The sequence below is a fragment of the Mycobacterium sp. PTI7 genome (assembly GCF_056679845.1).
On record NZ_CM155252.1, the window covers coordinates 1,134,915 to 1,146,279 of the forward strand.

At 71.0% G+C, this 11,365-nt stretch carries 8 protein-coding genes; 5 read left to right on the forward strand and 3 right to left on the reverse strand.

Annotated elements, in window-relative coordinates; translation table 11 throughout:
• Positions 1–57: 57 nt before the first annotated feature.
• The 3 genes from AC1MEY_RS05505 to AC1MEY_RS05515 are packed head-to-tail and all read left to right on the forward strand — an operon-like array spanning position 58 to position 5,238.
• Positions 58–2,553, forward strand: a complete 2,496-nt coding sequence (locus tag AC1MEY_RS05505; protein WP_480229701.1) for a [protein-PII] uridylyltransferase — start codon at positions 58–60, stop codon at positions 2,551–2,553.
• A gap of 27 nt (positions 2,554–2,580) precedes the next feature.
• Positions 2,581–4,152, forward strand: coding sequence for a signal recognition particle protein (ffh, locus tag AC1MEY_RS05510; RefSeq protein WP_480229702.1), 1,572 nt, complete (start codon positions 2,581–2,583; stop codon positions 4,150–4,152).
• 3 nt (positions 4,153–4,155) lie between these two features.
• Positions 4,156–5,238, forward strand: a complete 1,083-nt coding sequence (locus AC1MEY_RS05515) for an amidohydrolase family protein (RefSeq protein WP_480229703.1) — start codon at positions 4,156–4,158, stop codon at positions 5,236–5,238.
• On the opposite strand, the gene AC1MEY_RS05520 is transcribed toward AC1MEY_RS05515, so the two are convergent.
• On the reverse strand, positions 5,235–6,776 hold the full coding sequence (locus AC1MEY_RS05520; RefSeq protein ID WP_480229704.1) for a diflavin oxidoreductase: 1,542 nt from the start codon (positions 6,774–6,776) through the stop codon (positions 5,235–5,237). The genes AC1MEY_RS05515 and AC1MEY_RS05520 overlap by 4 nt on opposite strands.
• Before the next feature lie 99 nt (positions 6,777–6,875).
• Between AC1MEY_RS05520 and AC1MEY_RS05525 the strand changes: the two genes are divergently transcribed.
• Complete coding sequence (locus AC1MEY_RS05525; protein ID WP_480229705.1) at positions 6,876–7,604, forward strand: cyclase family protein; 729 nt, start codon at positions 6,876–6,878, stop codon at positions 7,602–7,604.
• Positions 7,605–7,625: 21 nt separating this feature from the next.
• On the opposite strand, the gene AC1MEY_RS05530 is transcribed toward AC1MEY_RS05525, so the two are convergent.
• Both AC1MEY_RS05530 and AC1MEY_RS05535 read right to left on the reverse strand, forming a co-directional pair.
• Complete coding sequence (locus tag AC1MEY_RS05530; protein WP_480229706.1) at positions 7,626–8,471, reverse strand: D-alanyl-D-alanine carboxypeptidase family protein; 846 nt, start codon at positions 8,469–8,471, stop codon at positions 7,626–7,628.
• A gap of 57 nt (positions 8,472–8,528) precedes the next feature.
• Complete coding sequence (locus AC1MEY_RS05535) at positions 8,529–9,404, reverse strand: D-alanyl-D-alanine carboxypeptidase family protein (RefSeq protein WP_480229707.1); 876 nt, start codon at positions 9,402–9,404, stop codon at positions 8,529–8,531.
• Between the two features lie 148 nt (positions 9,405–9,552).
• Between AC1MEY_RS05535 and AC1MEY_RS05540 the strand changes: the two genes are divergently transcribed.
• Positions 9,553–11,364, forward strand: coding sequence for an N-acetylglutaminylglutamine amidotransferase (locus AC1MEY_RS05540; protein WP_480231315.1), 1,812 nt, complete (start codon positions 9,553–9,555; stop codon positions 11,362–11,364).
• Position 11,365: the final 1 nt, after the last annotated feature.

The following is an 11,365-nucleotide window of genomic DNA, read 5'->3' on the forward strand; positions in this document are numbered from 1 at the left end:
CCGTCTCCCGGACGCGCACCGAGCGACAACTGACCGCACGTCCGGGGAAGGGCCGAGATGAACAAGCAGACACCAGATCCCGCCGCCGGGGCCTCTCGTTGGGAGGCTCCGCCGGCGGGATCGTCGCGTCCGGCACACGATCTCGCCAAGGCGGCCGGGCAACTGCTGAACGGCAGTGCCCATCGACTCGACTCGGCGGCGCTGCGCGACGCGCTGCTCGACCTGCACGAATTCTGGCTCACCACCAAGGCCACCGAGATCGGCATCACCCCCACCAGTGGCTTCGCGATCGTCGCCACGGGTGGTCTCGGCCGCGGCGAACTGCTGCCGTACTCCGACCTCGATCTCACCCTGATCCACGACGACATGCCGCGCGACGTCGTCACCCAGGTGGCCGAACTGCTGTGGTATCCGTTGTGGGACGCCAACATTCACATCGACCACAGTGTCCGCACGGTTCCCGAGGCGCTGCAGGTGGCCGGCGAGGACATCTCCGCCGGCCTGGCGATGCTCGACGCCAGGCACATCGCCGGCGACGCCGATCTGTCCGCGCTGCTCGTCGGCGGCGCCCGCAGGCAGTGGCGCACCGGCATCGGCCCGCGCTTCGAGGAACTGGTCTCGCACGCCGAGGCGCGGTGGCAGCGCAGCGGTCAGATCGCCCACCGTGCCGAGCCCGACCTGAAGAACGGCCGCGGCGGCCTGCGCGACGTCCAGCTGCTGAATGCGCTGGCGATCGCCCAGCTGGCCGACGTGTATCCCAGCACGTTGCTCGCGTCGCCCACCGGAACGCTCGGCGACGCGCACCTCGCACTACTCAACGTGCGCACCGAACTGCACCGGACGTCTGGCCGCGGACGCGAGATGCTGCTGGCCCAGTACGCCGACGAGATCGGCGCCGCGCTGCGCATCGGCGACCGGTTCGACCTGGCTCGCACGCTGTCCGACGCCGCACGCACCATCAGCTACTACGTCGACGCAGGACTGCGGACGGCGTCGAACGCGTTGCCGCGCCGGGGTTTCGCCGCGTTGCGCCGTCCCATCCGCCGACCCCTCGACGAGGGCGTCGTCGAGTTCAACGGCGAGGTGATCCTCGCCAAGGGCGCCCGGCCCGCCCGCGACCCGGGCCTGATCCTGCGCGTGGCCGCCGCGTCGGCGATCACCGGGCTGCCGATGGCGTCGTCGACGCTGAGCCGGCTGTCGGAGGACGCCCCCGAACTGCGCACCCCGTGGCCGCGCCAGGCGCTCAAGGACCTCCTGGTGCTGCTGGCCGCGGGCCCGGCCACCGTGTCGACCGTCGAGGCGCTGGACCGCACCGGACTGTGGGGCCGGCTGTTCCCGGAATGGGGCGCGGTTCGCGACCTGCCGCCCCGCGACGTCGTGCACATCTGGACCGTCGACCGTCACCTCGTCGAAACCGTCTCGCGCGCAAGCGCGTTCACAACCCGCGTGTCACGGCCCGACCTGCTGGTGCTCGGCGCGCTCTGTCACGACATCGGCAAGGGGCGCGGCGGCGACCACAGCGTGATCGGCGCCGACCTCGCCACCCAGATCGGCACCCGGTTGGGGCTGTGGGACCACGACGTCGACCTGCTGTCCAAGATGGTGCGCTACCACCTGCTGCTGCCCGAGACGGCGACGCGCCGCGACCTGCAGGACCCCGTCACCATCTCGGCCGTCGTCGACGCCCTCGGCGGCGACTCCGTGCTCCTGGAACTGCTGCACGCGCTCGCCGAAGCCGACTCCCTGGCCACCGGCCCGGGGGTATGGGGTGAGTGGAAGGCCTCGCTGATCGGCGACCTGGTGCGGCGGTGCCGCCTGGTCATGGCGGGGGAGCCGCTGCCGCACCCGGATCCGATCGAACCGCGCTACCTGGAGCTGGCGGCGCAGGGCGGCGTGCACGTCGACCTGGTGACCGCCGACGCCCACGTCTACCAGGTGACGATGATCGCCGCCGACCAGCGCGGGCTGCTATCGAAGGCCGCGGGCATATTGGCGCTCAACTCGCTGCGCGTGCACTCGGCGTCGGTCAACAGCCACGACGGGACCGCCATCAACACGTTCGTGGTGTCGCCGCGGTTCGGCACGCCGCCCGGGGCGGACCTGCTGCGCCAGCAGTTCATCATGGCGCTGGCGGGCGACCTCGACGTCATCGGCGCGCTCGAGCAGCGCGATGCGGACGCCGCCCTGACCACCACCACGCGGGCCGGCGACGTGCCCGCGGCGGTGCCCGGCAATCCGGCGCTCGCGCCGCCGCGGATCCTCTGGGTCGACGATCCGGCGGCGGGTTCTGCCGAGAGCCGACCGGTGGTGCAGATCCGCAGCACCGACCGGGCCGGCCTGCTGGCACGGCTCACCGCGGCGATCGAGCGCGACGGCCTGGACATCGCGTGGGCCAAGGTCACCACGCTGGGATCGTCGGTCGTCGACGTGTTCGGCCTCGTCGTCCCGGCCGACTCGGAATGGGACGCCGACGCGAGGGTGGCGCTCGAGGGAGACCTGTATGCCGTGCTGCCTGCGCCGCCGCCCGTCAAGAAGGTGTCCGAGGCCAGCTGAGGGCCGAGACGAGGTTAGTCTGGTCGGGTGTTCGAATCCCTCTCCGACCGGTTGACCGGGGCGCTCTCCGGCCTGCGTGGCAAGGGGCGTCTCACCGACGCCGACATCGACGCCACCGGCCGCGAGATCCGCCTTGCGCTGCTCGAAGCCGACGTCTCGCTGCCCGTCGTCCGCAACTTCATCGCCCGCATCAAGGAGCGAGCCAAGGGCGCGGAGGTCTCCGGCGCGCTCAACCCGGCTCAGCAGGTCGTCAAGATCGTCAACGAGGAACTCGTCGGCATCCTCGGTGGCGAGACCCGAACGCTGCGATTCGCGAAGACGCCGCCCACGGTCATCATGCTCGCGGGCCTGCAGGGCTCCGGCAAGACGACGCTGGCGGGCAAGCTCGCCAAGTGGCTGAAGGCGCACGGTCACACCCCGCTGCTGGTCGCATGTGACCTGCAGCGCCCGGGTGCGGTCACCCAGCTGAAGATCGTCGGCGAGCGCGCCGGGGTGTCGGTGTTCGCGCCGCACCCGGGGGTGTCGCCGGGCGGCGAGACCATCGAGCACATGACGGTGGGCAACCCCGTCGAGGTCGCCGCCGCCGGTCTGGCCGAGGCCAAGGCGCGGCACTTCGACGTGGTCATCGTCGACACCGCGGGCCGCCTGGGCATCGACGAAGAGCTGATGAAGCAGGCCGGAGCCATCCGGGACGCGGTCAACCCCGACGAGACGCTGTTCGTCCTCGACGCCATGATCGGCCAGGACGCCGTCACGACCGCCGACGCGTTCCGCGAGGGCGTCGGGTTCACCGGCGTCGTGCTGACCAAGCTCGACGGCGACGCCCGCGGCGGTGCCGCGCTGTCGGTCCGCGAGGTCACTGGCGTACCGATCCTGTTCGCCTCCAGCGGTGAGAAGCTCGAGGACTTCGACGTCTTCCACCCGGACCGCATGGCCAGCCGCATCCTCGGCATGGGCGACGTGCTGTCGCTCATCGAGCAGGCCGAGCAGGTCTTCGACGCCGATCAGGCCGAGGCCGCCGCCGCGAAGATCGGGTCGGGCGAACTCACCCTCGAGGACTTCCTCGAGCAGATGCTGGCCATCCGCAAGATGGGCCCGATCGGCAACCTGCTGGGCATGCTGCCCGGCGCCGGTCAGATGAAGGACGCGCTGGCCGCCGTCGACGACAGCCAGCTCGACCGCGTGCAGGCCATCATCCGCGGCATGACGCCGCAGGAGCGCGCCGATCCGAAGATCATCAACGCGTCGCGCCGGCTGCGCATCGCCAACGGGTCCGGTGTCGCGGTCTCCGAGGTCAACCAGCTGGTCGACCGGTTCTTCGAGGCCCGCAAGATGATGTCCCAGATGGCCGGCCAGATGGGAATGCCGTTCGGCCGCAAGGGATCGACGCGCAAGGCCGCGAAGGGCAAGAACAAGCAGGCGGGCAAGAAGAAGGGCAACCGGGGGCCGACGCCGCCGAAGGTCCAGAACCCGTTGGGCGTCGGTGGCATGCCCGCCGGATTCCCGGACCTGTCCAACATGCCCAAGGGTCTCGACGAGTTGCCGCCGGGCCTGGCGGACTTCGACCTGTCGAAGCTGAAGTTCCCCGGCCAGAAGTAGGCGATGACTGCGCTGCACGTCCGCGGTCGGGGTCTCCCCGACGGTGAGCCCGTGCAGTGGTGGATCCACGACGGCGTCCTGAGCGCCGACCCGATCGCCCACGCGGAGACGGTGTTCGGCGCCGACGGGGACGACGGCTGGATCATCCCGGGGTTGGTCGACGCCCACTGCCACGTGGGGCTCGGTCCCGGCGGCGCCGTCGAGTTCGACGAGGCCGTCGACCAGGCCAGGACCGAACGCGACCGCGGCGCACTCCTGCTGCGCGACGCCGGCTCACCCGTGGACACCCGCAGCCTCGACGACCGCGACGACCTGCCGCGCATCATCCGCGCCGGCCGACACATCGCGCGGCCCAAGCGCTACCTGCCCGGTGTGCCGATCGACCTCGAGGACGAGTCGCTGCTGCCCGAGGCCGTCGCCCGGCAGGCCCGGCTCGGGGACGGCTGGGTCAAGCTGGTCGGTGACTGGATCGACCGCAGCGCAGGCGATCTCGCGCCGCTGTGGTCCGACGGCGTCCTGAAGGCCGCCATCGACGCGGCCCACGCGGAGGGCGCGCGTGTGACGGCGCACGTGTTCGGTGAGGACGCTCTGCCCGGCCTGATCGGGGCGGGCATCGACTGCATCGAGCACGGTACCGGCATCACCGACGACGTGATCCCGCTGATGCTCGAGCACGGCACGGCACTGGTCCCGACGCTGATCAACATCGACAACTTTCCCGGGATCGCCGACGGCGCAGCGAAGTACCCGACCTACGCGAAGCACATGCGCGACCTGTACGCGACCTGCCACCAGCGGGTGGCCGCCGCGCACGACGCCGGCGTGCCGGTCTTCGCGGGGACCGACGCCGGCGGCATGATCGCGCACGGCCGCATCGCCGACGAGGTCCAGGCGCTGCGCGGCGTCGGTCTGACCCCCACCGAGGCGCTGGGCGCCGCGTGCTGGGACGCCCGGCGGTGGCTCGGCAGGCCGGCCCTGGAGCACGGCGCGTCCGCCGACCTGGTGTGCTACGCCGACGACCCGCGCCGCGGTGGCGTCCTCGACCATCCGGCGCTGATCATGCTGCGCGGCAAGGTGTTCGGCTAGTACACGTCACGCACGTAGCGGTGCGACCGGATGAGGTCGTTGACGTAGGCATGGGCGGCGCCGGCACCGACGTGCCTGCCGACGACGTCGCGCAACGTGGCGTCGACGTCCTTCGCCATCCGCTTCTCGTCCCCGCACACGTACACGTGTGCGCCGTCGCTCAGCCACCCGAACAACTCGTCCGCGTGCTCGGACATCCGGTGCTGCACGTACGTCTTCGGGTCACCGTCGGCGCCGTCGCGGGAGAACGCGAGGTCCAGCCGGGTGAGCGTGCCGGCGGCCGAGAACGCCTTCAGCTCCTCGCCGTAGAGGAAGTCGGTGCTGCGCCGCCGGTCGCCGAAGAACAACCAGGAGCGCCCGCGCGCCCCGGTGGCCCGTCGATGCTGCAGGAAGGCGCGGAACGGGGCGATGCCGGTGCCCGGGCCGATCATGATGATCGGGACGTCGTCGGCGGGCAGCCGGAACTGGTGGTTGGGCCGCAGGTGCACGCGCAGCGTCTCGCCCCGCTCGGCGAGGAACGTGGACGCCACGCCACCGTGTCTGCGGTCGGCGGCCGCGTACCGCACGGTGGCCACGGTCAGGTGGACGTGATCGGGGTGCGCGAGCGGGCTCGACGCGATGGAGTAGTCCCGAAACTGTAGGGGCCGCAGGCAATCGACGACCTGCTCCGCCGTCAGTCCGCCGCGCAGCACCAGGTCGAGGACGTCCTCGCCGTAGCCGGCGATGCCCGCCACGTCCTGCAGCGCCCGCGACGGCGTGCGGATCTCCAGCCGCTCGGTGAGCAGCACCCCCAGAGGTTCGTCGTGCCCGGGAACGGTGTCGTCGCGTCCGACCCCCAGCGCCGCGAGCAGCAGCTCCACCAGGGCGGGGTCGTTGGTCGCGTGGACGGCGAGCGAATCACCGGCCTCATAGGCGATTCCGAGTCCCGCCACGTCCACCTCGTAGTGGCGGACCTCCTTGTCGGAGTCCGGGGAGTTCAGCAGCCGGTTCACCGACAGGCGGGCGTCGACGGGGAGGTGCCGGTCGCGGGTCGACGGTCCGGCGTCGACGACGGCAGCCGCGGGGGAGGGCCCGGACTGCGCAGCCTGCAGCTGCTTGACCACGTCGGTCGTGAACGCCGCGGCGGGTTGTTCGTAGAAGCCGTCGACGTCCACGCGGTCGACGAGGCGCGTGGCGCCCAGCGCCTCGAGCCGCTCGTCGAGCAATTTGCCTGCATTGCAGAACAACTCGTAGGAGGTGTCACCCAGGGCCAGTACGGCGAAGCCGAGGTGCTCGAGGCGTTCGGCGTCGTCCGCGGCGAGCGCCTCCCAGAACAGCAGGGCGTTGTCGGGGAACTCGCCCTCGCCGAACGTCGAACACACGACCACGAAGTGGGTGGCGGTCGCGAGGTCGGCGACGTCGACCTGGTTGAGTTCGACGGCCTCGGCCGGGATGCCCGCCGCCGTGGCGCCCTCGGCGAGCGTCATCGCGGCGTCCTCCGAGTTCCCCATGTCGGTGCCGTAGGCGACGATCAGTGAGAAGTCGCGCTGGTCGGTCACGGTCGCCTCCTGGGTGCTCGAACTTAGGGTGACCTTAGTTGCGTCGCGGCTGCCGTGGTGGCCTCCCTCCGCCGCCACCGGTTCCCTACGCTCGTCGACATGTCGAACGAACGTGCCCACACCCCGCCCGAGGACGCCGCGACCGGGCGACGGGTCGTCGACCTCAGCCACCCGATCCGGGCCGGCCTGATCACCTACCCCGGTCTGCCCGCGCCGGTGATCACCCCGCATCTGACCCGTGCGGACTCGAGGAGTAGGTACGCGCCCGGCACCGAGTTCGCGATGGACGTCATCACGATGATCGGCAACACCGGCACGTACCTCGATTCGCCGTTCCACCGGTACGCCGACGGCCCGGATCTCGCGGGCCTCGACCTGGCGACGCTGGTCGGCCTGCCCGCCGAGGTCTTCCACCTCACCGACGCCTGGACCGCCGACCGGCGCGGCATCGCGGCCGAGACGTTCGCGGACCGCGACGTCCGCGGTGCGGCGGTGCTCCTGCACACCGGATGGGACCGGCTGTTCGGCACCGAGGACTACGGCAGGGGAGCGCCGTTCCTGACGGGAGAGGGCGCCCAGTACCTGATCGACGCCGGCGCGGTCCTGGTGGGCATCGACTCGGTGAACATCGACGACACCGAATCCGGCGGCGAACGGCCCGCCCACACCCTGCTGCTCGGCGCGGGGGTCCACGTGGTCGAGCACCTCGCCAATCTCGGCGCCGTGCCACCGCGGGGCGCCCGGTTCACCGCCGCGCCGCCCGCCATCGAGGGGTTCGGCACCTTCCCGGTGCGGGCGTTCGCCGAACTCGGTACCGATCGCGGCTGACGCGTCCGCCGCCGGGGCTCCTCAGGCCTGGGCGAATCCCCAGTCGAGCAGGTCGGTCGCCTGGCCGTACAGATCACCCGTCCCGTACATCTGCACCACGACGAGGCGGCGGTTCCCGCGCTGTGCGGCGCCGACGTAGGTCTTGCGGGCCAGGTTGGTGAACCCGGTCTTGCCGCCGAGGTCCCCGGGGTACCGGCTGAGCAGTTCGTTCTGGGCGCTGATGGTCTTGCCGGGAAACGCGGCCGACGGCTGACGCAGGATCTGCGCGATCAACGGATAGCCCAGCGCCGCGCGAAACATCGCCGCGAGGTCGCGAGGTGTCGTGACCGACTCCCAGCCGGGCCCATCGAGGCCCGAGGGCGACGACGCGCGCGTGCTGCGGGCGCCCAGGGCGGCGGCCTTGCGGTTCATCGCCGCGACCGCGACCCGCTGGCCGCCGAGCATGTCGGCCAGCATCGTGGCCGCGTCGTTGCCCGAGACCATCAGCAGCGCCTCGAGCAGTTGGCGGGTGGTGTACGGCTGCCCGGGGGTGAGGCCGACGCACGAGCACTCGACCCGGCCGTGGGAGGCGTTCGCGCGGGCGAAGTCGCCGGGCTTGAGATTGTCGACCACGACCATCGCGAGCAGCACCTTGATGGTGCTCGCCGGTGCGTACGAGCCGTTTGGGTCCTTGGCCGCCAGCACGGCGCCGGTGTCCAGGTCGGCGACCAGCCAGGCCTTGGCGGGACCGTCGGCGATGGCCGCGGCGGGCTCGACGGCGGGCTGCGCCGATGCGGCGGCGGTGGCGCAGAGCACGGTGAGGGTCAGCGCGAGCGCCGCCGCCGTCAGGAGTCGCCCGCGATGCTCTCGTCGATCGCGGGCCGGCACGGTCGCCGACGCTACGGATCCCAGGACTCGTTCGGGTCTCCGTCAGGTCTCGGGTCGCTAGAGGACGCCGATGCTCGCCGATCGGTTCTGCGCGAAGCCCCAGTCCAACAGGCTGGTGGCCTGATCCCAGTACGTGGGTCCGCCCTCCTTCACCAGGCCGAACATCATCGCGACCACCAGGCGGCGGCCGTCCCGCTGAGCCGCGCCGACGAAGGTCTTGCGTGCCACGTCGGTGAAACCGGTCTTGCCGCCGATCATGCCGGGATAGCGGAACAGCATCTCGTTCTGGTTGACCAGCGTGACGGGGCCGGCCTTGCCGGGGAACGGCGCGTTCGGCGAACCGGTGATCGCGGCGAACGCGGGGTTGGCGAGTGCGGACCGGAAGATCAGCGCCAGGTCGTGCGGTGTCGTGTAGCCGTCGATGCCGGGACCGTTGAGTCCGGACGGCGATCCCGCCCGCGTCGCCGCTGCCCCCAGCGCCGCGGCCTTCGCGTTCATCTTCGCCACCGCGGCGTCGGTTCCCCCCAGCATGTGCGCCAGGGTGTTGGCGGCGTCGTTGCCCGAGACCAGCAGCAGCCCGTCGAGCAGTTCCCGGGTGGTGTAGGTGCGGCCGGCCTCGACGCCCGCGCAATTGCACTCCACGTCGGTGTCGTGGGCATCGGCGACCACGGTGGCGTCGAGCGGCAGTTCGTCGAGGGCTACCAGCGCGAGCAGCGTCTTGATCGTGCTGGCCGGTGCATGCGTCACGTACTGGTCGCGACCAGCGAGGATCTGTCCGGTGTCCATGTCGGCGAGGATCCACGCGGGTGCCGGTCCGTCCGCGATCGGGACGGCTCCGACGGGTGCCACGTCGACGTCGGCGGACGTCACCGGTGCCAGCACGAGGCCGACGCCGACAAGACAGCCGAGGAGCGCGGTCGCATACTTGCCCATGGGCACAGGAGCCTATCCCGGCCGCCCGGGTGTGACGACCGTCGTGTTTGGTGGCATGAATCAGGGGCTATTCGTGCGGCGCGGGTGACGATCTTGATCGAGGACGTCATTGCACTCCGTCGCCCCATGACGAGAGGTGGACCAGTTCATGTGCGGCATCGCCGGCGAGATCGCCAGGGGGCGCGCGGCCAATCTCGCGGCCGTCGCCGCCATGACCGACGCCATGGTCCCGCGCGGTCCGGACAGCTCGGGCATGTGGTCGAACGACGGCATCGCGATGGGTCACCGCCGACTCGCGATCATCGACCTGTCCAGCCACGGCCACCAGCCCATGCACGATCCGGAACTCGGCCTCACCGTCGCGTTCAACGGCTGCATCTACAACTATCCCGAGCTGCGCCGCGAACTCCTCGGCAAGGGATACCGCTTCTTCTCCCACAGCGACACCGAGGTGGTCCTCAAGGGCTATAAGGAGTGGGGTGAGCGCGTCGTCGACCACCTGTTCGGCATGTTCGCGTTCGCGGTCACCGAGACCGACAGCGGCCGGGTGCTTCTCGCGCGCGACCGGCTGGGCATCAAGCCGCTCTACTGGTCGGAGGTGTCGGAGGGCAACGGCACCGGCGCACTGCGCTTCGCCTCGTCACTGCCCGCGCTGGTCGCCGCCGGCGGCGTCGACACCGACCTCGATCCCGTTGCGCTGCATCACTATCTGAGCTTCCACTCGGTGGTGCCCCCGCCACACACCATCCTCAAGGGCGTGCGCAAGCTGCCGCCCGGCACGCTCATGCGCATCGAGCCCGACGGCTCGCGCAGCGAGAAGACCTACTGGGAGCCGATGTTCGAGCGCTCCGAGGAGCGGGCCGGCTGGTCCGAGCGTGACTGGCAGGACGCGATCCTCGCATCGCTGCGCACGGCCGTCGAGCGTCGCCTCGTCGCCGACGTGCCGGTGGGCTGTCTGCTGTCGGGCGGGCTCGACTCCAGCCTGATCGTCGGTCTGCTCGCCGAAGCCGGCCAGCACGGCCTGCAGACGTTCTCGATCGGCTTCGAGGCCGCCGGCGGCGAGGAGGGCGACGAGTTCAAGTACTCCGACGTGATCGCCCGGCACTTCGACACCGACCACCACCAGATCAGGATCGACACCGCGCGCATGCTGCCGTCGCTGACCGGGGCGATCGGCGCGATGGCAGAGCCCATGGTCAGCCACGACTGCGTGGCGTTCTACCTGCTGTCCGAAGAGGTCAGCAAGCACGTCAAGGTGGTGCAGTCCGGCCAGGGCGCCGACGAGATCTTCGCCGGCTACCACTGGTACCCGCCGATGGCCCACGCCCGCGACGACGATCCCGCGGACGCCCTGTCCCGCTACCGCACCGCGTTCTTCGACCGCGACCACGCGGCGGTCAACCGGCTGCTGCAGCCGCAGTGGCGTCTCGACGACGACGTATCGGGTGACTATGCGCTGCAGCACTTCTCGCACCCCGGCGCGGGAACCGCGACCGACCGGGCGCTGCGCCTGGACACCACCGTCATGCTGGTCGACGATCCGGTGAAGCGCGTCGACAACATGACGATGGCGTGGGGCCTGGAGGGCCGCGTGCCGTTCCTCGACCACGAACTCGTCGAGTTGGCGGCCACCTGCCCGCCCGAGCTGAAGACCGCCTTCGACGGCAAGGGCGTGCTGAAGGAGGCCGCCCGCAAGGTGATCCCGTCGGAGGTGATCGACCGGCCCAAGGGCTACTTCCCGGTGCCGGCCCTCAAGCACCTGGCCGGGCCCTACCTGGACCTGGTCCGCGACGCCCTGCACAGCGACGCGGCGCGGTCGCGCGACCTGTTCACCACCGGCGCCGTCGACGACATGCTCGCCGATCCCAACGGGAACCTCACCCCGCTGCGAGGGAACCCGCTGTGGCAGCTGGGCCTCCTGGAGCTGTGGTTGGCGCGCCACGTCGACGGGGTGTCCTGAC

Excerpts from the sequence above, each read along its gene's own strand:
- AC1MEY_RS05505 (WP_480229701.1), top strand. The coding sequence starts at position 58 with ATGAACAAGCAGACACCAGATCCCGCCGCCGGGGCCTCTCGTTGGGAG.
- AC1MEY_RS05515 (WP_480229703.1), top strand. The coding sequence starts at position 4,156 with ATGACTGCGCTGCACGTCCGCGGTCGGGGTCTCCCCGACGGTGAGCCC.
- AC1MEY_RS05525 (WP_480229705.1), top strand. The coding sequence starts at position 6,876 with ATGTCGAACGAACGTGCCCACACCCCGCCCGAGGACGCCGCGACCGGG.
- AC1MEY_RS05535 (WP_480229707.1), bottom strand. The coding sequence starts at position 9,404 with ATGGGCAAGTATGCGACCGCGCTCCTCGGCTGTCTTGTCGGCGTCGGC.
- AC1MEY_RS05540 (WP_480231315.1), top strand. The coding sequence starts at position 9,553 with ATGTGCGGCATCGCCGGCGAGATCGCCAGGGGGCGCGCGGCCAATCTC.